The organism is Flagellimonas abyssi (assembly GCF_019457905.1).
Taxonomy (GTDB): domain Bacteria; phylum Bacteroidota; class Bacteroidia; order Flavobacteriales; family Flavobacteriaceae; genus Flagellimonas; species Flagellimonas abyssi.
In genome coordinates this window covers 28,690-54,955 of record NZ_JAHZSV010000015.1, presented here as the reverse complement: position 1 = coordinate 54,955, position 26,266 = coordinate 28,690, and the positions used below count along the sequence as shown (strand labels likewise).

Sequence of the window (26,266 nt, the reverse complement as noted above, 5' to 3'; positions counted from 1 at the left end):
AAAATATATGAGCGAAGAAGCTAACAAGAAACAATACTCCGCGGATAGTATCCAGGCCCTCGAGGGAATGGAGCACGTACGTATGAGACCTTCCATGTATATTGGAGATGTAGGGGTCAGAGGATTGCATCATTTGGTCTATGAAGTTGTGGATAACTCCATCGATGAGGCGATGGCCGGTTATTGCGATAAAATCGAGGTGACCATCAATGAAGATAACTCCATAACCACCGAAGATAACGGTAGGGGTATTCCTGTGGACCTTCATAAAAAAGAAGGAGTTTCTGCCCTTGAGGTGGTAATGACCAAAATTGGTGCAGGTGGTAAGTTCGATAAGGATTCCTATAAAGTTTCCGGAGGACTCCACGGTGTCGGTGTATCTTGTGTCAACGCATTGTCGACTAGGTTGAAAGCGACAGTTTATCGTGATGGTAAAATCTGGGAGCAAGAATACGAAAGAGGAAAAAGCCTTTATCCCGTTAAAAGTGTAGGGGAGAGCAAGGAAACAGGTACCATAGTGACCTTTGTTCCAGATGATACCATTTTTACCCAGACAACAGAATATAATTATGAAACCTTGTCCAATAGAATGCGCGAGCTTGCCTATTTGAACAAAGGGATCACCATTAGGCTTACGGATAAAAGGAACAAGGACGAAAAGGGTGAATTTATTTCAGAAACTTTCCATTCCGAAGAAGGTCTGAAGGAATTCATCAAATTCTTGGATGGAAACAGAGAGCCTTTGATTCAGAACGTAGTTTCCATGGAGGGCGAAAAAAACGGTATACCTGTAGAAGTGGCCATGGTCTACAACACAGGATATTCCGAAAACCTTCATTCCTATGTAAACAATATCAACACACACGAAGGAGGTACGCACCTTTCAGGTTTTAGAAGAGGTTTGACAACTACTTTGAAAAAGTATGCGGATAATTCCGGGATGTTGGACAAATTAAAGTTCGAAATATCCGGAGATGATTTCCGTGAAGGACTAACGGCCATTGTTTCTGTAAAAGTTGCAGAACCGCAGTTCGAAGGTCAAACAAAAACTAAATTAGGTAACCGCGAAGTCACCAGTGCGGTAAGTCAAGCCGTTTCCGAAATGTTGACAGATTATTTGGAAGAAAATCCAGATGATGCCAAGCAAATTGTGGAAAAAGTAAAGCTGGCCGCTCAAGCTAGACATGCTGCTGCGAAGGCGCGTGAAATGGTTCAGCGTAAAAACCCGATGAGTGTAGGCGGGCTGCCAGGGAAATTATCCGACTGTTCCGAGCAAGACCCGACCAAATGCGAAGTGTTCCTTGTGGAGGGGGATTCCGCAGGTGGAACGGCAAAACAGGGAAGGGACAGGAATTTTCAGGCCATATTGCCATTGCGTGGTAAGATTTTGAACGTGGAAAAAGCCATGCAGCACAAGGTTTTTGAAAACGAGGAAATCAAGAATATTTACACGGCTTTAGGTGTTACCATCGGAACCGAAGAGGACAGTAAGGCGTTGAACTTGGATAAACTTCGTTATCACAAGGTGGTCATCATGTGTGATGCGGATGTCGACGGTAGCCACATTGAAACTTTGATTTTAACTTTCTTCTTCCGTTATATGAGAGAGCTGATAGAAGGCGGGCACGTATATATTGCCACTCCGCCATTGTATTTGGTGAAAAAGGGTGCCAAAAAACGCTATGCGTGGAACGATAAGGACCGTGATGCAATCAATGCAGAAATGGGTGGGGGAGCAGGTATCCAACGTTACAAAGGTCTTGGTGAGATGAATGCCGAGCAGCTTTGGGATACCACTATGAATCCAGATTTTAGAAAGTTGCGTCAGGTTCAGATTGACAATGCAACGGAATCCGACCGAATATTCTCTATGTTAATGGGGGACGAAGTCCCACCTAGACGTGAATTTATAGAGAAAAATGCCGTCTATGCCAATATAGATGTATAGATAACAAGCATTTCACAACAAAAACTCGCCTTCGTAGGGCGAGTTTTTTAGTTTTGGGTAAAACTTCAAGATTATGAAAAGAATAATTGTAGCCCTAGCGTTGGTCTCCGTGACCATGGGCAAGGCCCAAGATTTGAACGATATCTTTGTTTCAGGTGTGGCGGATGCAGAACGATTTGCCAATGCCTATTTGTCTCCCGTTTCTGAAGGAGCCATTTACAGCATTTCCAATGGATGGTACAATACTGCGGATGCTAAACCCTTGGGCGGATTCGAAATTTCAATCATTGGAAACATCACAGGCTTTAAGAACAAAGATGATAAAAAGGCATTTTTGTTGGACCCAGCGGATTATGAAAACTTGGACTTTGTGCAAAACCCTGGCCAAGCCAGAATGGTATCAACCGCTTTAGGTGACATTGAGGGAGTAGAGGTATTTGTTGAAGACCAAAGCGGTGTGTTCCGTGAGGACTTTGTGCTTCCTTCGGGACTTTCATCGGAAAACCTAAATTTTATCCCATCGGGATATATCCAAGCAAGTGTTGGTTTGGTCAAGGGGCTGGAAGTCAAAGCACGCTTTTTACCAAAAATAAAATTTGATGACGACGCAAAACTCGGGCTCTTTGGCGCAGGATTGCAATACGATTTCACTAAAATATTGCCCGCGGACAAGGTAATGCCTGTCGCCATTTCAGCGGTCATAGGATATACCAATTTAAATGGAGAGTATGATTTTACGGACTCTGACTTTATTGATGGAAGTAATCAAAGAATCGATGCAAGCTTTAAAACTTGGAATTTTAGTGCTGTCGTTTCAACAAAAAACATTCCTGTAATCAATTTTTATGGGGGGCTTGGGTACATTACCGGTAAATCGGACATCGACTTGCTGGGGACCTATCAGGCAAATGGACCTTTCTTTTCGGAGACCGTAGAGGACCCTTTTACGGTGTCAAAGAATGCAAGTGGGGTAGCCGCCACGCTGGGCACTAAATTAAAACTTGGCTTTTTTAGGCTTAATGCTGAATATAATATAGCTGAATTCAGCACCTTCACCTTTGGTGTTAACTTCGGATTCAGATAGAAAGAAAACAAATCAACCGACCAAAACTAAAGAAGGCCCCATAAAGGGGCCTCCTATTTTCATATATGTAGTCTTCACGTCATTCCCTGGTGGCGAAGACCGAGCCATTATCCAAGGTCAATATCTCTGGTGTTTTTGCTTTTTCCAAGCTTACGGTAATGTCCGTTACTTCGGGATCACCGTAAATAATGGAATAGGTTCCTTTTTCTTGGGACCACTTAAAATCAGTGTAAAAAATCAATTTGGAGTTCGAATACCTTTGGTACCTGCCTAGGTATACATCGTTGAAAATCCATTCTTCGCGAACGGTGCTGGAATTTTTGTCCTCAATACTAGAAGATTCAGTTTTTGCCCAGATGCCCAGAATAGGGTCGTGGTTCTCTGGTACGCGAGTACAGTTGCTTATGGCGATTATGCCAACAATCGACAACAATGAAAAGAGCTTTTTCATAGGTCAAGTAGGTTACGTTAAATTTGGGACTATAAGAACGTAGCTTTGTAGGAATCTATTGCATAAAACTTATAAAATATTTCTTTTTTTAGATACAAACCATTGTAATCGGCTTTTCTCCGCTTCAAAATAACTTTGAGAAGGTATAATTTGATAGGATTGACGCGCTAAAACTGGTAAAAGTCAGCTTCTTTCTGCGTCAAATGCATTATTTTTGAAGACTAAAATTTAAATCTATACAAATGAAAGTTACCGTAGTTGGAGCAGGCGCAGTGGGAGCAAGCTGTGCAGAATACATAGCAATGAAAAATTTTGCGGCAGAAGTTGTTTTATTGGATATCAAAGAAGGATATGCCGAAGGTAAGGCCATGGATTTGATGCAGACGGCCTCTTTGAACGGTTTTGACACCAAAATAACAGGAAGCACCAGCGATTACAGTAAAACAGCAGGTAGTGATATCGCAGTGATCACCTCTGGGATTCCACGTAAACCGGGTATGACGCGCGAGGAGTTGATCGGCATCAACGCTGGCATCGTAAAAACTGTTGCAACAAACCTTATCGAGCACTCTCCAGAGGTAACTATAATAGTAGTGAGCAACCCTATGGATACCATGACCTATTTAGTACACAAGGCAACTGGATTACCAAAGAATAGAATTATTGGAATGGGCGGTGCTTTGGACAGCGCACGTTTTAAATATAGACTGGCTGAAGCATTGGAAGCTCCGATTTCTGATGTGGACGGTATGGTAATCGGTGGACACAGTGATACGGGGATGGTTCCTCTAATTGGTCATGCCACTAGAAACAGTGTAAAAGTTTCCGAATTTTTGTCCGAGGGTAAAATGAACTGGGTCGTGGAAGAAACCAAAGTTGGAGGTGCCACCTTGACCAAATTGTTGGGAACAAGTGCATGGTATGCTCCTGGTGCCGCGGTATCTGGATTGGTACAGGCCATTGCATGTGACCAAAAGAAAATGTTCCCATGCTCCACACTATTGGAGGGTGAGTACGGATTGAATGATATTTGTATCGGTGTCCCAGTTATTTTGGGTAAAGGAGGTATCGAAAAAATCGTTGAAATCGAATTGTCCGATGCAGAAAAAGCCAAAATGCAAGAGAGTGCAGAAGGCGTTAAAAAAACAAACGGACTTCTAGAAGTCTAGACCAAATCAACAATAACCAACTAAAATGTCATTTCGGACGCGACCTCAAAGAGTTTTGCCATCAATTTGGATGGAAATTTAAAGGTTTGTCTGGAATGACATTTTTATTTTAACAGCGTAACCATCAACCGTAATTGCAATTACATCAATTTCTATTGTCAAATGTTATCGGAAATGATATATTTGCACGCTGTTTAAGAAAACTTCTAAAAAATTAACAATCAATGCAGAATAAAGGACTTATAAGGCTTTTCGCGATCCTTTTTGGCTTGGTGAGCATCTATCAGTTGTCTTATACTTTCATCACTAACAAGTTGGAGGGAGACGCTGAAGCATACGCAGTTAGCCAAATTTCGGAGGCTGAGGAAGATTATGTTGCAAAGCGTGAAGCTTTAGAGGCATCGTATTTGGACTCGATCAGTGATAACACTGTTTTGGGCTTTACGAGCTATGAAGATGCCAAGACGAAAGAGTTGAACAAAGGATTGGACCTTAAAGGCGGTATCAATGTTACCCTGCAGATTTCCGTTAAGGATATCTTGAAAGGCTTGGCCAACAATACCAAGAACCCAGTTTTCAACAAAGCATTGGCCGATGCGGATGAAGCATCCAAGAGTAGTGATAATACTTACTTGGAGCTGTTTTTTGAGGCTTTTGACAAAATAAAAGGAGACACCAAATTGGCATCACCGGATATTTTTGCCAATAAAGGTCTTAGCGATGACATCAATTTTCAAATGACGGATGATCAGGTGAAGCCAGTCATCAGAAGAAAGATTGATGAATCCATTGTATCTGCATTCGAAGTACTTCGTGAGCGTATCGATGGTTTTGGGGTAACCCAACCAAACATCCAAAGAGAAGGAAATTCTGGCCGAATCTTAGTTGAGCTTCCAGGAGCAAGGGATATTGCCCGTGCACAGGAATTGTTATCCAGTACCGCACAATTGGAGTTCTGGGAAACCTATCCACAGAGCAACAACAGCATTGGAAACTTTTTGGTAAGTGCCAATGAGCGTTTAAAAGAAATCTTGAAGCCCGAAGCAAAAGAAGATACCGAAGCAAAACCTGAATCCGAAATCGATTCATTGCTTTCCGATGTTTCACAGGATTCTTTGGACATGACCGCTCAGGCCAATCCTATTTTGGGCAAACTTATTCCTGCTAATCCAGGTAGTCACGCCATTGCAAGGGCCATGGTTTCCGATACCGCCGAACTAGGCGAGTACTTGAGAATGCCAGAGATCAGAAGGTTGTTGCCAAATGATATTCAATTTACCAAGTTCCTTTGGGAGCGTCCGGCACAAGATGCCGAAATTGTTGATTTGTATGCCTTGAAATCCAACAGGGAAGGTACGCCCAGAATTAGCGGAGATGTAGTTTCCGACGCACAGGATACCTTTGATCAATTCAATAAACCTGCTGTTAGTATGACCATGAACACTCGTGGTGCAAAAGAGTGGGAAGCGTTGACGGGTGATGCATATAACAACCAGACAGGTATCGCCATTGTTTTGGACAACAAAGTGTACACGGCACCGGGTGTTTCTTCAGGACCAATTTCTGGCGGGCGTTCAGAGATTACAGGTACATTTACTGTAAACGAAACAAAAGATATCGCTAACGTACTACGTGCAGGTAAACTTCCTGCTTCCGCAGATATTATCCAGTCCGAAGTCGTAGGGCCATCCTTGGGACAAGAAGCTATCGACAGTGGATTTATGTCCTTTGTCATCGCTATGATTTTTGTGTTGGTATGGATGATTTTCTACTACGGTAGAGCAGGGGTGTTCGCAGACATCGCATTGGTATTCAATATTTTGTTGATTTTTGGAGTATTGACCAGCCTTGGTGCTGTGTTGACATTGCCAGGTATCGCAGGTATCGTTTTGACCATTGGTATGTCGGTAGATGCCAACGTACTTATCTTTGAGAGGATAAAAGAAGAATTGGCCCGTGGAAAAGGAAAAGCCCAAGCCATTGCCGATGGTTTTGGAAATGCCTTGTCTTCTATTTTGGATGCCAACATTACTACTGGATTAACGGCAATTATCCTTTTCATCTTTGGGTCTGGACCAATTAAAGGTTTTGCCACTACATTGATGATAGGTATTGTTACTTCCTTGTTTACGGCCATATTTGTGACCAGATTGATGATTGAGGCCTATACTAGTAAAAAAGGTAGACGATTGGATTTCAGTACGGGGATTACCAAGAATCTTTTCACCAAGATGAACATCGATTTCTTGTCCAAGCGTAAGATTGCTTACATTGTTTCTGGAATCTTAGTAGCGGTAAGTGTATTCTCCTTGCTTACCAAAGGATTGAACCAAGGTGTTGATTTCATTGGTGGACGTTCGTATCAAATCCGTTTTGAGAAAGCAGTGAATCCTTCAGAGATTGCTTCTGAACTCAATACTGAATTTGGTAGTGGAACCATGGTGAAAACCTTTGGTGATGCCAATCAAATCAAGGTGACTACACCATACAAAGTGGACGAAGAAGGTGTGGAAGTGGACACGGAAATTCAAAATAAACTTTACACCACATTACAAAAATACTTGCCAGATGGTACCTCTTTTGACGACTTCACCGTGGGTGCATCCGAGAAATCAATCGGAATCCTACAATCCGTTAAAGTGGGTCCGACCATCGCAGATGATATCAAGAAAAATGCATTCTTGGCCATTATCGGTTCCTTGGCGGTAGTTTTCCTATACATCTTATTGCGATTTAGAAAATGGCAATTCTCATTGGGTGCCGTGGTTGCGGTATTCCACGATGTAATGATCGTGTTGGGTATTTTCTCGCTAACAGGAAGCATCATGCCATTTAATATGGAAATCGACCAAGCCTTTATTGCGGCAATCCTTACGGTAATCGGGTACTCACTGAACGATACGGTGGTAGTATTCGACCGTATCCGTGAGATTACAGCCCTAAAGGGATTCAATGATGGAGTAAATATTAATGATGCATTGAACAGCACTTTGAGTAGAACGTTGAACACCTCGCTAACCACGTTGATCGTGTTGTTGGCCATCTTCATTTTTGGAGGTGAAAGCCTAAGAGGATTTATGTTTGCAATGATCGTAGGTGTAATTGTAGGTACATACTCTTCCGTATTTATCGCAACACCTGTGATGTTCGACTCATTAAAGAAGAAAATTGCTGCTGCTACAGGAGCATAGTTTTTCGTTTTTTTATATTACACTTTTATAATAAAGGCCCTCAATTTGGAGGGCCTTTGTTTTACGCTTTGTTTGTGGATAATGTTCCCAGCCATGATAATAATTGACTGAAAAGAGTGAAGTTCTGGATGACCCTGAGCTGCCCGTTAAAACCCCATTTATCCCTTTCTTTTGGATGATTGAGCATATAGGCCAAGGTTTTGGATAAGTTCTCAATGTCGGTTGGATCTTGGTTGATCTTCCCTGTTTTGTTATCAACCACCTGATATTTGAGTCCGGCCGCATTGGAAACCAGAACAGGTTTTCTTTTCCACATCGCTTCCGTTGCCGTAAGTCCGAATCCCTCTTGAATGGAGTTCTGTACAATAATGCTGGATGAACGCTGAAGTGCATTTACAATCAATGCATTTTCTTTTGGATTGTCCAATGGCAGTAATAAAATGGCGATATCGTTCTGCATGTCTTTATCCACCGTTTTGTAGGTTTCTGTCAATTCTTTGAGGACCTCTTTACCTTCTGGATCGTCGGAAACAAATGCAGGGTCAGGGCCACCCAACACCAACAATGTCATTTCAATACGTTTGTACTCCAGACTTTTGGGGTCGCCATTTTTTCGATTGTCCACCTTCATTTTGATAAAAGCCTCCATCAGTTCCTTAAAACCTTTTAGGCGATCCCATCTTGAGATCTCGGTAACTATTGGACGATAAATCAGATCTAGGTTTTTTCCAGCGTCCAACACATCAAAAGAACCATCTGGCATTACCCTTCTCACTAAATGTTTATATCGATGATAAAGAATGGCCTTATGATCATCCAGTATGCCAGATTGATATAAAATTCCGATGCACTTGTGCAATTGCAGTTCCCGGTTCTTATGACTCAAAGGATCAATAGCAGGTGGTATAATAGAGGTTCTGTTTTTCAAGGGGTTTGGAACGTAGGATGGCAGACTAAAAACAAAATGATCATAATCGTTAGTGTAGGGTTCCAAAAATTTCCAAACGGCATCGGTAACGTCGGTATCATCTTCCAGACCAATATGGCACCTCCAAATAATAGAAACGTTTTTTTTCTTTTTGATCATTGCGGCCAATGGCATGGGCTGGGGATCATGTACCACAACAATATCTCCATCATTGATAAGTTCCAAGGCCTTGGATAGATTATTTTGGTTGACTTCCTCATAAATTTTCCGGTCTTCTTCCGTAAAAATGCCATTGCCGCTTCCGTGAATGGCATTGTGTATACGTTTGGTCAGGTCAAAAAAGGCATCCTTTTTTGCTTCTATGACGAGCCATTCAATGGAAACGCCAAGTTCCCGTAAAATTCTCATTTGACTCGGGAGCATTTCGGCGACCCCACCACCAATGGCAGTGGAATTTATCATCCAGATGGTTCGGCCTTTAAGTGATTCAATAGGTTCTTTGGACTGATCCGTGAAATCTAGAACAGAGGAGTAGAGGGAGCCGTACGCCTTGTAATCCACAAGTTTGGCACCTGGCTTTACAGTAATCTTTTGCATGTAAGGGAGGGTTAAATGTTGAATTCCCTATAAGATAGCAAAAAAACAGCTGATTTGTTTAAGTGTTTCTTTATGAGTCAATTAAATACTTGATGTAGTTCCTTTTGAACCATTTTCCGATGGGCGAAGTTCAAAAATATACTCGGGATCTAACTGTGGCTCTTTGCGATGCGAAACAAAAACAATAGTGGAGTCACTTTCCTTGGCTATTTTGTTTACCAACGCTACAAATAAATTTGCGCTGGAATCATCCAAACCTGCTGTGGGTTCATCCAAAATAAGTAAGGGAGGGTGTTTTACCATTGCGCGTGCCATCATCACCAAGCGTTTGTTGCCAACAGAGAGGTCTCGAAAGTGATCATTCTTTCTGTTTTTTAAGTTTAACAGATGTAACCATTCATTGGCCAATTGTTTTTCACTATCGGTTGGCAGAACATACAGTCCAATGGAATCATGGAGCCCCGAGATAATCATATTTTCCAAGGTGTGGTAACCACGAAATTTATTCGTAATTGCTGGCGTGTAGTATCCAATTTTTTGTTTCAGGTCCCAGACACTTTCACCACTTCCCTTTTTTTGTCCAAAAATGGTCAAATCTTCACCGTATCCTTTGTGGCTATCACCGGTAATCATCGATAAAAGTGTAGACTTGCCACTGCCGTTAGGGCCAATGAGTTGCCAAAACTCCCCTTTTTTGATAGTCCAATCGATTTCGTCAAGTACTTTGCGTCCATCAAAACTTACCGATACCTTTTTGAAGCTGACCAGTTCCTTTAAGTCAATACTGATAGGGGATAACGGTGGGGGTATTGTTCCATTGAAATTGATGGATTCAGTTTTATTTTCTTCCCAAAAAGCATCAGGGGATTCATATTGATGCAAGCTCTCTCCATCCAGTTTGAAAAAATGGGTCGTATCAGGCAAAATATCATCCAGCCTACTTACCAACTGAACCACGATTTTGTTTGAAGCGATATCCTGAAGTTGTTCCTTGAGTTGGGCCTGCGTGGCCACGTCCAAATTATCATAAGGATTTACGAGGATGATAAAATCAGGATCTTGATCCAATAAATAGTTGAGCAAAGCTTTTTTCTGTTCACCACTGCTCATGGTTTTTAAAGCCTGTTCGCTGTCCTTTGTCAGTATTTTGATATCATGTCGCTCCTCTTCGTCCATATACCTATTGATTTCTGAACGGGAAAAGAGAAGGCCGTCCAGTTGCTGAAACTCGGTCAAACCTGGAACAGCGTGATTGCGGAGCAAATTTTGAACTAATTGGTCGGTGTTCGAATTGTTTTGGGTAAGGATAGCGTAGCTTTTGGATAGCTTCATGGAGAATAACGTAAGGCCTTAAAATTACGATTATCCTCGCTTTACCCGAAAAATATGGACCGGATTATTCTTGTACGTAGTGGTTTTGTCCAAAAACATACCGTTTTTTTGAGCCACTTTTTGAGAAGGTACGTTGTCCACATGGATAATGGAAATCAAAGAATCCGAGATACTGTTTTCGAAAGCAAACTCCTTACATTTTTGTGCAGCTTCAAAAGCATAGCCTTGTAACCAAAATTTAGGTAGAATTGAGTATCCAATCTCCAGTTCCTCGATATTATCCACCATCTGGACAAGCAAACCGCAAATCCCGACCAGTTCACCTGTTTCTTTTGAAATAAGAGCGTTCATGCCGCCCAAGTCATTTTCGTAGCGTTCAAAAACCCTGTCAAATTGAGATGTACAGGCTTCAATAGGGTCGGCAGGAAGACCTTCCCAATATTGGGTGGATTTTGGATTGTGATAAAAGGGCAACCATTCCTCAAAGTCCGATTCTTTCAGCTTACGAAAAATCAGCCTTTCCGAGGTTTGGTTTTCTAAAAGGTATTTCGACATTTAATTGCGGGAAAAGGAAATGCTATCGCCTACTTGCAACCCCAATTGGTCGGAAAGTCCCGCATTTATTTCCAATACATATTTTGCAGGAGCTCTTGAAGGCAGGCTGCTCTCATCCAAAGGTTTTGCATTTTTTTGGAAGCTAACGACTTTCATTCCAGAGTTGATATAAATAATATCCAGAGGGATTTCGGTGTTCTTCATATAAAAATTCTGCTCAGCTTCTTCTGGTTGAATAAACAACATTCCTCGGTCTTGCTGCATGGACTTTCTATACATGAGCCCTGTGAGGGTCTCGTACTCCGTTTCTGCAATCTCTATATCAAAATTGGCTTTAATGGAGTCTGTTTCCGATGATAGGATGTTAAGCTCACCTTCTTTGGTGAAGGATACATTTTCCGTTTTGATGGATTGTTTAGGCTCCGATTTGCACGATGCGGAAACAATGACAAAGACCAAGAGCGCTATTTTTCCGATTTTTCCCATACTGTTATAGTTCTACAGGTTCTGGTTTTACCATAAAATACACCCCTATTAAAATCATGGGTATACTAAGCCATTGTCCTGTGGAGAGCATCCCTAATGTATCTTCGAATCCACCTTGACTCTTTTTGTAAAATTCCACGAAGAAACGTACCACGAACAACAGTACCATAAACAATCCAAAAAGGAAGCCTGGTTTGTTTTTCCAATCTGTTTTCCAGTAAAGAAGGTAAAGTGTGATGAATACCAAAACGTAGCAAAATCCTTCATACAATTGTGCGGGATGACGGAAAGGAATGGATTGTAGCACTTCGGAGAATTCCGGATTGTGCTGAATGGCTTTATAGGCAGCATTAGGAGTTTGCTCCTTGGTCAAGGCCATGGCCTGATACGCTGGCATATCATCCGAATCACGGATAAATCGTGTCGCTAAAAAATAGGACTTGTCGACTACTTTTCCATTGATTTCGGAATTGAAAAAATTACCGAACCTAACAAATGCAGCACCAATGGCGGATGGTATCACCAACCGGTCCAATAACCAAAGCATTTTAATGTCTTTCCATTTACGGGTGTACAGCCATATTCCAATAATGGCGGCAATAGTGGCACCGTGACTTGCCAAACCGGTAAATCCAGTAAACTCATACCCGTTTATGATACCAAAAAGGTTGCTGTTCGCACTTTCTCGTATGGGTAGCAGGATTTCCGCTAAATGGTCCTTGTAGTAGTCCCAATCGTAAAAGAAAACGTGCCCCAAACGTGCTCCGAGCATTATCGATACCACGGTGTAAATAAAAAGGGAATCCAGTTTCTCCATGGATTTCTTTTCGTTCAGGAAGATTTTCTTCATAATGAACCAGCCTAGAACAAAGGCGGCAATCCACAATAAATTATAATATTTTATCTGTATGAAACCCAATTTAAACAGGGTTCCTTCGGGGTTCCAATCAAATCCGAGAAAATACATTTATCTAAATTTTGGACTAATATAACTACTTTGAATGGTTGCACGGGTTAATTAAAGTGCAATTTTTCAGGGTACAGGGTCGTAACCGCTTCCACCCCAAGGATTGCAACTGACAATTCGCTTAAGGGACAACCATCCTCCTTTGAACAGCCCATGCTTTTTTAGGGCTTCCAACGTGTATTGCGAACAAGTTGGTGAATAGCGGCATGTTGCGGGAAGCATGGGGGAGATAAAGAGTTGGTAAAACCGTACCAACAGTACAAATGGCGCTATCAAAATTTTCTTCATGTGAACCTCAAGTGTAGGATAGGGGCAAGGTAACAAAAAGCCCCGACAAAGTCGGGGCTTGGATTATACTTCTTCAGCAGATTGAACGGGTTCAAGATGTTCCCGTTCCTCATCCGTGTACATGCGCGATTTGATGACAAAACGGAGTCCCAGCGGAATTTCCAGACTAAAACTGGCACCACGTCCCGTAGTCACATCGACCGTAAGCTGTGTTTGCTTCCAGTACTCGAACTGGTCCTTGCTCATAAAAAAATCACATCCATGGAGGGTGCCCAATTTTACATCATTTTCGTTGAGCATCAACTCGCCTTTTGGAAAACACATGGGGGAGGAGCCGTCACAGCAGCCTCCGCTCTGGTGGAACATGAGTTCGCCATGGCGCTCCCTTAACTGGTCTATGATTTTTATGGCGTTGTCCGAAACCAACACGCGTTTTATCAAATTCTCCATCCTAGAAAAAGCCCAATTTGTTCTTATCGTAGGAAATCAGCATATTCTTGGTCTGGGTGTAATGGCTGAGCATCATTTTATGATTTTCTCTACCGATACCCGACTTTTTGTATCCTCCGAACGGTGCGTGTGCTGGATAATTATGGTAGCAATTTACCCAAACCCTACCGGCTTGTATCTGACGGGAGATTTTGTAGGCTTGGTGCATATCGCGTGTCCAAACTCCGGCGCCCAGTCCGTACAGGGTATCGTTTGCGATTTCCAATGCTTCTGCTTCATCTTTAAAGGTGGTTACACAGACTACAGGTCCAAAAATTTCTTCTTGGAACACGCGCATTTTGTTGTTTCCCTTTAAAATAGTGGGCTGTATGTAATATCCGCCTTCCAAGCCTTCGTTATAAGCGGCTTCACCACCGGCCAACACTTCACACCCTTCTTCTTTACCGATTTGGATGTAGTTCATGATTTTTTCAAACTGGTCGTTGGAGGCCTGCGCGCCCATCATGGTGTCTGGATCTAATGGGTGGCCCAGTTTGATGGCTTTGGTTCGCTCCACCACACGTTCGATGAATTTATCATAAATGCTTTCTTGTACCAAAATCCTTGATGGACAAGTACAGACTTCGCCTTGGTTCAATGCAAACATAACGGCACCTTCCAAACATTTGTCGAAGAATTCGTCATCGGCATCCATAATGCTTTCAAAGAAAACATTGGGGGATTTACCGCCCAATTCCAAAGTAACGGGTATGATGTTTTTTGATGCATATTGCATAATCAATTGACCCGTTGTGGTCTCTCCGGTAAAGGCGATTTTTTTGATTCTAGAACTCGATGCCAAAGGTTTTCCAGCTTCAATACCAAATCCGTTGATGATGTTGAGTACACCGGCCGGAAGGATGTCTTCTATCAGCTCCATCAGTATTAATATGCCTACAGGTGTCTGTTCCGCAGGTTTTAGAACGACACAGTTTCCTGCGGCCAAGGCGGGAGCCAATTTCCAGGCGGCCATCAGGATGGGGAAGTTCCAAGGTATGATCTGTCCGACTACACCAAGGGGTTCCATAATGTTCATGGATACGGTGTTGCTGTCCAATTCACTTACCGAACCTTCTTCCGCACGGATTACACCTGCAAAGTATCTAAAGTGGTCCACGGCCAACGGCATGTCGGCCGCTCTGGTCTCTCTTAAGGCTTTACCGTTGTCCCATGTTTCTGCACGGGCCAATACTTCAAGATTTTTTTCCATTACATCGGCAATCTTCAACAGCAAGTTGCTGCGGTATGTTGCGGATGAATTGTTCCATTCTGGGGCAGCGGCCCAAGCGGCGTCTATTGCCTTGTCCACATCTTCCGCAGTGGAACGTGCAATTTTAGTAAACGCATTCCCATCAACAGGGGAAATATTGTCAAAATATTCTCCTTTGGTCGGTGGGGTCCATTTGCCACCGATAAAATTTTCATACTGATCTTTGAACTTTGGTTTTTCCAAAACATCGCGTTCAGTAGTTTGTACATTGCTCATAATACTGTTGTTAAAGTTAATTTTATGTTCTTTCTCACTTTTGGCAAGTGACTGATTCTAAAAGTATTGATTTTGAACTCTGTATATCTGACGTATTCTATTAATGACATGACCAATCCTCTTTGTTTTTATGTTTTTAACAAAATATCACATCATATTTTTTATATTTAATAAGTATTTAGATAATATATTAAGTAGGTATTGATATGCGGTTGCCAGATCAATTTTTTAAGGAACGAAAGCTTGAGCATTTGGTCGAGAATCAAACCTCATATACATTGAACAATGCTTCGATGCATGTGTTCGAGACCCATTTGCAGGCGGAGAAGGTTTTGCTACAATTTGACCAACCTGTACTTGCTTCCATGTTAATAGGAAAAAAGGTAATGCATCTTAGAGACAAAAAATCTTTCAATTTTCTACCTGGTGAATCTTTGATACTTCCTTCCAATGAAGTTATGTGTATCGATTTTCCCGAAGCGAACGAAGAGAATCCGACACGTTGTTTGGCCATGGCCATTTCCGATGAAAAAATAAATAAGGTCATCAATTTGATGAACGAATCCATGCCCAAGCACGATGGTTCGGAATGGGCCTTGATGGATTACAATTACCACTTTACCAACGATGCCAGTATTTATGGAATAATTCAACGATTATTATATCTGTTCACGGAGAATCACCCTTCCAAGGATTTTTTTGTGGATAATATGCTCCAAGAGCTGATAATTAGAATCTTGCAGGGGAATACCCGAGAAAAATATACACAGAATGCTTCTAAAATAAGTTCCAACAACCGATTGGTCTATGTAATCGAATATATCTCTCAGCACCTGCACGAGCCTTTAACGGTCGGCGAGTTAAGTAAAAAAGCATACATGAGCGAGTCTCATTTCCATAAAACTTTTAAAGACGAACTGGGCGTTACACCGATTGATTACATCAATAGCGAGCGTATTAAGATGGCTATCAATCTCTTAAAAAATCCTGATAGGAAAATAAAGGAAGTTTATATGGAATGTGGGTTTGAGAACCGTTCTTATTTCAATCGACTTTTTAAGCGAAAAATCCATGTTTCACCAGGTGAATACCAATCAAAATTTATAAAACACTAGTTTACGCTAAAGGTTGTACCGTCCTTGCCATCCTTAATCTGGATACCGAGTTCCACCAATTGATTTCTGATTTTATCAGAAGTGGCAAAGTCTTTTTTGGCACGCGCCTCATTCCTAATGTCAATTAACAAGTCCATCACTCCGTTGAGTGTGTTGGAATCATCTTTGCCCATGGATTGATTTTCAATACCAAGTACATCGTAAACAAAGGCTTTGAACGAACTCGCCATAAAATCTTTGTCCTCAGCTGAAATGGTTTCCTTATCCTCTTTAATTAAGTTGATGTGCTTTACGGCCTCGAACAATTGTGCTATTAAAATAGGGGTGTTGAAGTCGTCGTTCATGGCATCGTAGCATTTCTGCTTCCATGCGGCTACATCAAAATCTGACTTTTCACCTATTTTTAATTTATCAATGCTGTCGAGGGCATCCATTAAACGGCCATATCCTTTTTCGGATGCTTGCAAGGCTTCATCACTAAGGTCCAAAATACTGGTGTAGTGTGCCTGCATCATAAAAAAGCGAACTACAGCTGGTGAGTAGGGCTTACTCAAAATATTATTGTTCCCACTAAAAATCTCTGAGGGATAAATATTGTTGTCCGTGGATTTGGACATTTTTTTACCGTTCAGGGTCAACATATTGGCATGCATCCAGTAGTTTACGGGAGATTTTCCGGTGCTGGCCTCTGCCTGCGCAATTTCACACTCGTGGTGAGGGAATTTAAGGTCCATTCCTCCGCCGTGAATATCAAAGGTTTCGCCTAAATATTTGGTGCTCATCGCGGTGCACTCCAAGTGCCATCCCGGGAAACCATCGCCCCAAGGGGATGGCCAGCGCATAATGTGTTGGGGTTCCGCTTTTTTCCAAAGGGCAAAATCCTGAGGGTTTCTTTTTTCGTCCTGTGCGGTAAGCTCGCGGGTATTGGTAATCATGTCCTCCAACTTTCTTCCGCTCAACTTGCCGTAGTCATGGTCCTCATTGAACTTGATCACATCAAAATAAACCGAACCGTTGGCCTCGTAGGCCAATCCTTTTTCAAGGATTTCCTTTATGATTTCAATCTGCTCTATAATGTGACCAGTGGCCGTGGGCTCAATGCTCGGGGGCAATAAATTGAACTGTTGTAGGGTATTGTGGAAATCCACCGTGTAGCGTTGCACGACTTCCATTGGTTCAATCTGCTCCAGTTTTGCCTTTTTTGCAATTTTATCCTCGCCTTCGTCCGCATCGTTTTCCAAGTGGCCCGCGTCCGTAATATTGCGAACATAGCGCACCTTGTATCCCAAGTGTTTGAAGTACCGGAAAATCATATCAAAGGACATGAAGGTTCGGCAGTTGCCCAAGTGAACGTTGCTGTAAACGGTGGGTCCACAAACATACATGCCCACATGGCCTTCGTTTATGGGTTTGAATATGTCTTTCTTTCCAGTAAGTGAATTATGGATTCTTAAGGTTTGGTCTTTATAAAGTTGCATTTAAATGGTTGGTGTTTAAAATTCGGTGTCCAAGTTAATGTAATCCAAAAACTCTCTTCTGGTGGCCTCTTCTTTAAACTTTCCACCGTATTCGGCGGTCACCGTGCTACTGTCAATATCTCGAATTCCCCTAGAGTTTACACAAAGGTGCTTGGCATCGATAACACAAGCTACATCTTCAGTACCCAAAACTTTTTGAAGTTCTTTTACAATTTGGATGTTCATTCGTTCCTGAACCTGTGGACGTTTGGCGTAATAATCCACTACGCGGTTCATTTTGGAAAGTCCAACTACTGTTCCGTTGGAAATGTAGGCGATATGTGCCCGGCCAACGATGGGCAACAAATGGTGTTCGCAAGTAGAATATACCACAATGTTTTTCTCGACCAACATCTCACCGTACTTGTACTTATTGTCAAAAGTTGAGGATTTTGGTTTTCTGTCCGGATGAAGTCCGCCAAAAATTTCCTGAACGTACATTTTGGCCACTCGTTTGGGTGTTCCCTTCAAACTGTCGTCATCCAAATCAAGGCCAAGGGTCAGCATGATCTCTCTTACGCTTTTCTGTATTCTTTCGATTTTTTCTTCGTCGCTCAATACAAAAGCATCATCCCTTAACGGGGTGTCCGATGAGGAACCTACGTGGTCGTTTCCTCTTTCTTCATATTGTTCTTCCAATGCCTGCTCTAGTTTCATAGCTATTGCTTAAGGAGAGCAAAGATATACATTAATGACCGATTTAACATCCGGTAACCGACGTTTGACAACATAAATTATTGTTAACCCTAACGTCACGGTACTTTTATAATGCCCAAACGTACAGTCTTTTATGTTTAGACCCTTTTTTAAGACCTTATTTCTACTATTGATTTGTCAGGCTGCGAATGCCCAAGTTGCACAAGATTGTGTAGATGCGGTTCCTATTTGTAGTAACACCCCTATTAATGGAGGTACCAATGGTTTTGGTACTGATGATTTTAATGGAGCGGCTTCCAGTGGATGTTTGGAGCAGACCACCACCGGGGCCATAGAATCCAATTCTGCTTGGTATCGATTTAGAACGGCCGAAGCGGGGCAGTTAGGTTTTAATATTGGGCACAGCAGTGACGAGGATTGGGATTTTGCCCTATATCGCGCAACGGATTGCAGCAATCTGGGTGAGCCTGTGCGCTGTAATTTTTTTGATAATAGTGAAAACACCAGTTTTATCGGGGTAGGGGAAGATCCTACGGGCGATTTGGATTCTGTTCATTATGAAGATTGGCTCCAAGTTGAAGCTGGTGAGGACTACTACCTTTTTATCAATAACTTTAGTAATGTCAACTCTGGTTTTTCCATTCAGTTTACAGGAAATATATGGGTGGACCACCCCAATAGTGCATTGGATTGCACCATCATAAACAATTTGCTTGGGCCACCAATCGCTGCTTGTGAAGGTGATAATATTGTGTTGGACGCTACTACTACGGGAGCCACTAATTACGAGTGGTATAATGATACTGGAAGCGGATACCAACTGATAGCAGGTGCTAATGCGGCTACTTATGATGTTCAAAGTACAGGACAGTACCGAGTGGTTGTCACTACATCTACCGAAAATATAGTGAGCGATGTTCAGGTGGGATTCAATGAAGTGCCTGTTACAGGTGTGTTAACTGATGAAACCTTTTGCCAAGAAGCTAACATGGCATTTAACTTGAATGATAAAAATTCCGAGGCATTGAATGGCATGAACCCTGATGATTTTGTGGTCAGTTACCATAGTTCGCAAGCAGATGCTGATGCAGGCAATCACCCTTTGGAAAAACAATATATTCCAACTGGAGGTCTCGAAACCATATTTGTTAGGACTACTTCTTTGGCGAACCCAGAATGTTATGATGTATCCCAAAGCTTTACTTTGAATGCTATTGAAACTCCGATTCTAAGTTTTTCGGACCAAGCTGTAATCTGTGAGTCGGTTGGAAGTCTGGAAATAGGGGAAACAAATCCTAATCCAAATTATACCTATCAATGGAGTACAGGTGAACAAACACCGTCCATATCAGTTTCCGAAAGCGGTCAATATATGTTAACGGTGACCAATCAATCCAACGGAACTCTTTGTGAAACCAGCCGTACCGTATTCGTGGAAGTTTCTACGATGCCGCAAATTTCCAGTGTGGACATCGAGGATTTGAGCGTAAACAATACGGTAACCATCAATACGGACAACAATGGTATGTACGAATATAGCATGGATGGCGGGGATTTTCAAGTGAGTAATGTGTTCGAGGGCGTGCCTCCCGGTGTTCATACTGTGCGTATGCAAGACCCGTATGGATGCGGCATTGTTGAAGAAGATATTGTTGTGGTTGGGTATTTGGCAATTTTTTCGCCCAATGGAGATGTAATGAACGAGACTTGGCAAATCGAGGGATTATCTACCTTAAACTCTCCTATTGTTACGATTTATGACCGATATGGTAAGCTCATCAAGCAAATGAACGAGTTTGACCCCGGATGGGATGGCAGCTTTCAGGGTAAACCATTGCCATCAACGGATTATTGGTTTAAATTATCCTATGTGGATGATAATGGCAACCGAACTTTCGCCAAGCATATCCAAAGTCATTTTTCCTTGAGACGTTAGCACAGATGTTGTTAGTCGATTAAGAGCAAATTTCTTCGATAAAAAATACTAAAGGTAGGGTTAATGGAGTTATAAGGGTTGTAAGTAGAATAACCATTAGCCCCAAAATTCTATGAGAGCCCTATTTAGCGCTATCTGTTGTTTCTTTCTATTTCAGGCGATTAGTGCGCAAAACTCACCAGATTGTAGGACAGCCATTCCTGTTTGTGCAGATGAACCCATTTTGGGAACCACTGACGGTAGCGGTGATATCGATGATTTTGATCCTGAGATAATTACCCAAACAGGCTGTTTGGAAAAAGGGAGTGTGAGCTCTGCCAATATTGAGAACAATACGGCCTGGTACGTTTTTAGGGCGGGTACGGACGGACAAATCGGTTTTGATATTGAAGCACTTCCAGTGACGCCAGGTAGCCCGATTACCTCGGAATGGGATTTTGCTTTGTATGGCCCTTTTGATGAAACCATGAACGATAACTTCTGCACCATAGTTGGAGATGGCAACGCGCAGCCCATTCGGTGTAACTATGAATACAACGATACCGGTTTTACAGGAATAGGGGTGAACCCTGTTGATGGGCGAGAGGGTGCTCCCTTTGTAAAGTCCAGCCAGAATACCTACGATGAATGGTTGAATGTAAGACAGGGGGAGATTTATTACCTGTACATCAATAACTACAATACCAATTTTGATGAAGAGCCAGAGTCTTTTATGTTGACTTTTACAGGTTCTTCTGTGGATGAAGATCAGGACAATGTCTTGGATTGTACTTTGCGAGATGAATTTTTAGGGTTTGATATTGTGGCCTGTGAGGGCGACCCGGATATTACTTTGTCCGCTTTAAATTCTCCGGTAGGACCAAGTATTTCAAATATTATTTGGGAGTTGGATGCTGATGATGACGGTACTTATGAAACCGTATTGGCCACAGGTGCCAGTGAAATAGAATTGATTGTTTTCAGTCCAAATTCTGGTCGCTATCGGGTTACAATCGAGTCCACGTTTGGTACCACGATTACCGATGATATCCTAATCACTTTTTATGGCACTCCGGAGCTAGAAGAAGTTCGGGTCATTGATGATTTGGTGAATAGTGACCAGACTGACCCGTACAATGTGGAAATTGTTCCGGTGGGAGACGGGAACTATGAATATGCCATAAATGGTGGCGAATTTCAGGATGATCCTATTTTTGAGGATGTTCCTCCGGGCACCAATACCGTTATCATTAACGATAAAAATGGTTGTGGTACTACCCAACCTATCGAGTTTTTGGTGGTTGGTTACCCAAAATTCTTTACCCCTAACAGCGATGGTGCTCACGACAACTGGACTGTTTACGGGGTGGAGCGATTGGAAAACCCTGTGGTATATATTTTTGACCGCTATGGTAAACTCCTAAAACAAGTGAATGTGAACGTTGGATGGGATGGTACTTTTAATGGTAGGGATATGCCTTCATCCGATTATTGGTTCCGTTTGGAATATGGGCGCGATGAGGATGGTCTTATTGTGGCCAAGTCGGTTCGCAGACATTTTTCATTGGTTCGCTGATATAAAAAAGGCCGGAATTTCTTCCAGCCTTGTACTTTCTATTTTTAGATTTTTAAAATTTTAGTGTGTAGCCTAAAGATATATTCGTGTTTATTCTGTTGATAAGCGCTGCGTTGTCGACTCCGCCATCAAACAAATAGGAGTTCACATCTTGTTCGGTTCTGCTGTAGGCCAAATCCAATCGGCTAGCTCCAAAATTGTAACCTATACCGGCAGAAAAACCGTTCAGGTCTCCCACAAAATCTGTGTCCTCATAAGGGCTTTGGTCATATCGGTAACCTCCTCTAAGGCTAACTTGGTCTATTCGGTATTCACCGCCTAGACGGAAGGAGTTCACAGCGCCAAGTGTATCGGAGATAAAATCATTTTCAGCAGCAAAGCTAGGATCGGAAGTTGGTCTGAGTTCCGCTTTGGACATATCTTGGTAAGAGTAATCAAAGCTGATGAGTCCATCTTGTCCAAATACCAAAGCGACACTACCAGTGTACTTTTCTGGTGTTTTTATCCTGTATTCATCGTAAAGGTTTACGATGGTAAAGTTGATGAAATCAATATCCGATACCGCTAAGTTTGAGTTGATTCGCTGTGAGGTATCGTCCGTTAGGGTGTACCATGTTGGCGATTGATAACTGGCTCCAACGCGAACCGTTTGATTTACCTTAGCGATGGCTCCTAGACTGAACGAGAATCCGTAACCTTCGGTATGCAAAAGATTGTCAAAGGAAATACTCTGAATCGGAGATTCGGCATCATAACCTTCTTCATCCAAATAGGAAACCCTGTCATAGAGTACGTTATGGAAGTTTAAAGATGCACCCAAGTATAGGTCTTCTTTGTATTGGCTTGCAAAGTTCAATGTGAATTTACTATTGTAACCAGAAGTGTTCCGAACATATCTTTGGTTTACAGTGCCGTATTGCGCATTGGAAAAGTAAGAGGTGTTCTGGTCATCATCTTCAACAGGTTCAATAATACCCGCTTGGAACCCAAGAAATGCCTGTTGGGCGGAGTACCCTAGATTGGCACCGATATCCAAATAAGCATCTTCAATATACTCACCTTGCTGGGTACGTAATGGACCTAGAGGTTCGCCATCGGCAAAATTCAGAAAATAGTTGTCGATTCCTACGGGGCTGGAACCTGTAACGACCAATTGATTGTCGAAGTTCTCGACCAAATCATAATTAACCGCTAGTGCAATTTTTTTCCAAGGGCTATCGGTAGATGAGTTCCATACAAAAACACCGCCGATTTGGTTAAAATCCAATGAATTGTCCGTGGAATTTCTTGTGGTATTGCCATAAAGGGCATCGTTGTTCCTATGGTAGTTGGATCCTGTAATCGATATCTCGCTAAAATTGAATACTGCAGAACCGGCAGGATTAACGTTCAAGGCCGATAAGTCACCGCCCAAAGCTCCAAATGCACCGCCCATAGCTTGAAACCTTGCGGTTCCCTGTAGGTTTTCTGTGCTGTAGCGCATAACATCATCTATGGTTTGGGCACTTGCAAAAGTGCATGCCAATACCATTATGAAAGTTGAGATTCTTTTCATTTATTCTGATTTAGATTAATCTATAACTTTGTGAAATTAAGGTCTACCGCCACCACGTCCACCTCTACTACCACCTGATGAGCGAGATGCGCCGGACGATCTTGAGCCACCACCGGAGGAACGGCTTACACCGGAGCTTCTAGAACTGCTTCCGGAGCTACGATAACTACCGCTAGATCTACTGCTTCTGGAAGAGCCGCTACTGCGATAGCTTCTGGAACTAGATCCGGTAGAGGAACGGTTGTAACTTCTGCTCGGTGCCGTACTTCTGGATTGATAGCTTCTAGAGCTTCGGTTGTAGGTCCCGCTACTTCTAGTAGAGGGGGAAGTGCCATAGGAACGGTATGTTCTGGAGCTTCCATTATAACTAGGGGAAGTACGGGTACTTCTACTTGTTCTATAATTCTGGTTTCTGGAAACTGCGTCAGCACTTACGGACCTTCTTACGTTGGACCTATTGCTATAGCCATTGGAACTTCTTCTGTTGGCCAAGCCATTACTTCTGGAAACGTTTCCATTGGAACGTCCACTGTTATTTCTAAATCTTGTCGAGTATCCGTTTGACTTAGATGTAATTGCAGTGCCGGGTATACGGGAAGTATATCCTCTTCGTCCTGACATGTAGGCGTAGTTTCTGCCATAATAGCCTCTGTTGTAATATGGACGGCCCCAGTAGTTGCCGTAGTATCCACCCCAGCCGTAATATCCGCCCCAACCAAAGTTGCCGGCCCAGCCCCAACCGTTGTATGGGTGTCCCCAGCCGTAGTATCCGCCCCAGCCCCAACGATTATATCTCCAAGGATTGTTCCATCCCCATCCGTAGTATGGAGAGTTCCATCCCCAGCCGGCATTCCATAACCATGGGTCGTTCCAGCCATAATAACCGCCCCAGCCCCAGCTGTTGTCATAAACGTTGATGGAAATGCTGGTAGGATTGTCTCCCCATCCAGGATTTCCGTTATAATTATTGTTGTATGCGAAATAATCGGTTTGTTCGCCGTAAGGAATTGAATCGTTTTGTGCTTGACTGGAATAGCTGTCTATATCTGTAAAAACTTCGCTATCCAATACTTCGCCAATTTCGTTTGCGCGGTCACCAAAGTATTCACCGTACATATTGCTTTCCTGCTCTTCGATTCTCATGGCTTGGGCATTTCTCTTTTCAACACCAACAACGCGATCGTTGGAAGAATAGATGCCGTCATCATAATAAGAAGCTTGTTGATAGGAACCACAGGAAGCCACAAAGATGGCACTGACCATCAATACAGCGGGGGTTCTAAGATTATTGTGGAGTAAAGACTTTAACATGGCGCAATTTTTATTGTTGAACATACTAAAAATAATTAGTTTTACCCAATCATTTTATTAATAAAGTCGCAAGTTTTGTGCCAAACTACAATTGATGGGTAAAAATTTAACGAGCAGAGCAGAGGATTATTCCAAATGGTATAACGAACTGGTGGTAAAGTCGGATTTGGCTGAGAACTCGGGTGTTAGGGGCTGTATGGTGATAAAGCCGTACGGTTACGCTATATGGGAGAAGATGCAGGCACAATTGGACAAAATGTTCAAGGAAACAGGTCATGAGAATGCCTATTTTCCATTGTTCATTCCAAAATCATATTTGAGCAAGGAGGCAAGCCATGTGGAAGGTTTTGCCAAGGAGTGTGCCGTGGTCACCCATTATCGTTTGAAAAATGCCGAGGATGGCAGTGGTATAGTAGTGGATGAAGACGCCAAACTGGAGGAAGAACTCATTGTTCGCCCAACTTCGGAAACCATAATCTGGGATACGTATAGAAGATGGATTCAATCCTATCGTGATTTGCCTTTAAAAGTAAACCAATGGGCCAATGTGGTGCGTTGGGAAATGCGGACCCGTCTTTTTCTTAGAACTGCCGAATTTTTATGGCAGGAAGGGCATACCGCACACGCAACCCGAGAGGAGGCAATTGAAGAGGCCGAGCTTATGATGAACGTATATGCCGAATTTGCTGAAAAATATATGGGTGTTCCCGTAATCAAAGGGACCAAAACAGAAAGCGAACGTTTTGCCGGTGCCGAAGAAACGTATTGTATCGAAGCCTTGATGCAGGACGGTAAGGCGTTACAGGCAGGAACATCCCACTTTTTAGGTCAGAATTTTGCAAAAGCGTTCGATGTAAAATTTGCCAACAAAGAAGGTACACAAGATTATGTATGGGCAACATCTTGGGGTGTTTCCACTAGATTGATGGGTGCCTTGGTGATGACCCATAGCGATGATAATGGTTTGGTGCTTCCGCCACAGTTGGCACCAATTCAGGTGGTAATCGTACCTATTTATAAAGGATTGGACCAGTTGGATGCCATTTCTGAAAAAGTAGAACCTTTGGTAAAGGAGCTACGCGATAAGGGCATTACCGTAAAATATGATACCCGAGATACCCATAAACCAGGTTTTAAATTCAATGAGTATGAGTTGAAGGGAGTTCCCGTGCGTTTGGCTGTTGGTCAGCGTGACTTGGCCAACGGTACTTTTGAGGTGGCCCGAAGGGATACCCTGTCCAAAGAAATCGTGAAAACCGAAGAGGTAGTGGAAAAAGTGGTTTTGTTAATGGATGAAATCCAAGAGAACATCTTTAACAAAGCGTTGGATTATAGAAAGGGGCACATTACGGAAGTGGATTCCTATGATGATTTCAAAAAAGTTATCGAGGAAAAAGGAGGTTTTGTTTTAGCGCATTGGGACGGTTCGGCCGAAACCGAGGATAGGATAAAAGAGGAGACCAAAGCCACTATACGTTGTATTCCATTGGATGCAAAAGAGGAACAAGGTAAGTGCATGGTAACAGGAAAACCGTCCAATAAAAGGGTGTTGTTTGCAAAGGCATACTAAAGAGGTGGCAAAAAATAAAAAATACTGTTGCAAGACTTAAAAATAGTTGTATTTTTGCATCCGCAATTATGCAACCATA

21 protein-coding genes are annotated in these 26,266 nt (G+C 42.5%); 8 read left to right on the top strand and 13 right to left on the bottom strand.

All coding sequences use genetic code 11. The annotated features are described in order from the left end of the window. Nucleotides 1–7: 7 nt before the first annotated feature. Nucleotides 8–1,948, top strand: coding sequence for a DNA topoisomerase (ATP-hydrolyzing) subunit B (gene gyrB, locus K1F36_RS12125; protein ID WP_220114060.1), 1,941 nt, complete (start codon nt 8–10; stop codon nt 1,946–1,948). A gap of 73 nt (nt 1,949–2,021) precedes the next feature. Continuing rightward, nucleotides 2,022–3,032 (top strand): DUF6588 family protein, encoded by a 1,011-nt coding sequence (locus tag K1F36_RS12120; protein WP_220114059.1) that lies wholly within the window; start codon nt 2,022–2,024, stop codon nt 3,030–3,032. A 79-nt stretch (nt 3,033–3,111) separates the two neighbouring features. Here K1F36_RS12120 and K1F36_RS12115 read toward each other — a convergent pair whose 3' ends face one another. Continuing rightward, the gene (locus K1F36_RS12115; RefSeq protein WP_220114058.1) at nt 3,112–3,483 is read right to left on the bottom strand and encodes a hypothetical protein; all 372 of its coding nucleotides are present in this window, start codon (nt 3,481–3,483) and stop codon (nt 3,112–3,114) included. A gap of 242 nt (nt 3,484–3,725) precedes the next feature. Between K1F36_RS12115 and K1F36_RS12110 the strand changes: the two genes are divergently transcribed. Both K1F36_RS12110 and secDF read left to right on the top strand, forming a co-directional pair. Then, entirely contained in the window at nt 3,726–4,652 is a 927-nt protein-coding gene (locus K1F36_RS12110) for a malate dehydrogenase (protein WP_220114057.1), read from the top strand. A gap of 224 nt (nt 4,653–4,876) precedes the next feature. Next, a complete protein-coding gene (secDF, locus tag K1F36_RS12105) occupies nt 4,877–7,843 on the top strand; it encodes a protein translocase subunit SecDF (protein WP_220114056.1) in 2,967 nt (988 codons plus the stop codon). A 61-nt stretch (nt 7,844–7,904) separates the two neighbouring features. On the opposite strand, the gene K1F36_RS12100 is transcribed toward secDF, so the two are convergent. The 8 genes from K1F36_RS12100 to exaC all read right to left on the bottom strand — a co-directional run bounded on the left by K1F36_RS12100 (nt 7,905) and on the right by exaC (nt 14,971). After that, nucleotides 7,905–9,368, bottom strand: a complete 1,464-nt coding sequence (locus K1F36_RS12100) for a glycosyltransferase (protein ID WP_220114055.1) — start codon at nt 9,366–9,368, stop codon at nt 7,905–7,907. 81 nt (nt 9,369–9,449) lie between these two features. Then, complete coding sequence (locus K1F36_RS12095) at nt 9,450–10,700, bottom strand: ATP-binding cassette domain-containing protein (RefSeq protein ID WP_220114054.1); 1,251 nt, start codon at nt 10,698–10,700, stop codon at nt 9,450–9,452. Nucleotides 10,701–10,730: 30 nt separating this feature from the next. Beyond that, on the bottom strand, nt 10,731–11,255 hold the full coding sequence (locus tag K1F36_RS12090) for a GNAT family N-acetyltransferase (RefSeq protein WP_220114053.1): 525 nt from the start codon (nt 11,253–11,255) through the stop codon (nt 10,731–10,733). Next, complete coding sequence (locus K1F36_RS12085) at nt 11,256–11,741, bottom strand: DUF192 domain-containing protein (protein ID WP_220114052.1); 486 nt, start codon at nt 11,739–11,741, stop codon at nt 11,256–11,258. It abuts the gene before it with no gap. 4 nt (nt 11,742–11,745) lie between these two features. Beyond that, on the bottom strand, nt 11,746–12,708 hold the full coding sequence (gene lgt, locus K1F36_RS12080) for a prolipoprotein diacylglyceryl transferase (protein WP_220114051.1): 963 nt from the start codon (nt 12,706–12,708) through the stop codon (nt 11,746–11,748). A 66-nt stretch (nt 12,709–12,774) separates the two neighbouring features. Then, nucleotides 12,775–12,996: a membrane protein insertion efficiency factor YidD gene (gene yidD / locus K1F36_RS12075; protein WP_220114050.1), complete on the bottom strand. Its 222-nt coding sequence runs from the start codon at nt 12,994–12,996 to the stop codon at nt 12,775–12,777. 63 nt (nt 12,997–13,059) lie between these two features. Beyond that, nucleotides 13,060–13,446 carry a DUF779 domain-containing protein gene (locus tag K1F36_RS12070; RefSeq protein ID WP_220114049.1) on the bottom strand — a complete coding sequence of 129 codons (387 nt, stop codon included), beginning with the start codon at nt 13,444–13,446 and terminating at the stop codon, nt 13,060–13,062. Between the two features lies 1 nt (nt 13,447). Beyond that, nucleotides 13,448–14,971 (bottom strand): acetaldehyde dehydrogenase ExaC, encoded by a 1,524-nt coding sequence (gene exaC, locus K1F36_RS12065; protein WP_220114048.1) that lies wholly within the window; start codon nt 14,969–14,971, stop codon nt 13,448–13,450. 206 nt (nt 14,972–15,177) lie between these two features. On the opposite strand from exaC, the gene K1F36_RS12060 reads away from it, so the two are divergent. Next, nucleotides 15,178–16,086: an AraC family transcriptional regulator gene (locus K1F36_RS12060; RefSeq protein WP_220114047.1), complete on the top strand. Its 909-nt coding sequence runs from the start codon at nt 15,178–15,180 to the stop codon at nt 16,084–16,086. Here K1F36_RS12060 and cysS read toward each other — a convergent pair. Beyond that, a complete protein-coding gene (gene cysS / locus K1F36_RS12055; RefSeq protein ID WP_220114046.1) occupies nt 16,083–17,564 on the bottom strand; it encodes a cysteine--tRNA ligase in 1,482 nt (493 codons plus the stop codon). The genes K1F36_RS12060 and cysS overlap by 4 nt on opposite strands. A gap of 15 nt (nt 17,565–17,579) precedes the next feature. Next, a complete protein-coding gene (folE, locus tag K1F36_RS12050) occupies nt 17,580–18,260 on the bottom strand; it encodes a GTP cyclohydrolase I FolE (RefSeq protein ID WP_176620628.1) in 681 nt (226 codons plus the stop codon). Between the two features lie 133 nt (nt 18,261–18,393). Between folE and K1F36_RS12045 the strand changes: the two genes are divergently transcribed. Then, nucleotides 18,394–20,196 carry a T9SS type B sorting domain-containing protein gene (locus K1F36_RS12045; RefSeq protein WP_220114045.1) on the top strand — a complete coding sequence of 601 codons (1,803 nt, stop codon included), beginning with the start codon at nt 18,394–18,396 and terminating at the stop codon, nt 20,194–20,196. 112 nt (nt 20,197–20,308) lie between these two features. After that, nucleotides 20,309–21,751 carry a T9SS type B sorting domain-containing protein gene (locus tag K1F36_RS12040; RefSeq protein WP_220114044.1) on the top strand — a complete coding sequence of 481 codons (1,443 nt, stop codon included), beginning with the start codon at nt 20,309–20,311 and terminating at the stop codon, nt 21,749–21,751. Between the two features lie 52 nt (nt 21,752–21,803). On the opposite strand, the gene K1F36_RS12035 is transcribed toward K1F36_RS12040, so the two are convergent. Further along, on the bottom strand, nt 21,804–23,306 hold the full coding sequence (locus K1F36_RS12035; RefSeq protein ID WP_220114043.1) for an OmpP1/FadL family transporter: 1,503 nt from the start codon (nt 23,304–23,306) through the stop codon (nt 21,804–21,806). A gap of 36 nt (nt 23,307–23,342) precedes the next feature. Continuing rightward, entirely contained in the window at nt 23,343–24,617 is a 1,275-nt protein-coding gene (locus K1F36_RS12030) for a hypothetical protein (protein WP_258539051.1), read from the bottom strand. A gap of 94 nt (nt 24,618–24,711) precedes the next feature. Between K1F36_RS12030 and proS the strand changes: the two genes are divergently transcribed. Beyond that, the gene (gene proS, locus K1F36_RS12025) at nt 24,712–26,187 is read left to right on the top strand and encodes a proline--tRNA ligase (protein ID WP_220114042.1); all 1,476 of its coding nucleotides are present in this window, start codon (nt 24,712–24,714) and stop codon (nt 26,185–26,187) included. Nucleotides 26,188–26,266: the final 79 nt, after the last annotated feature.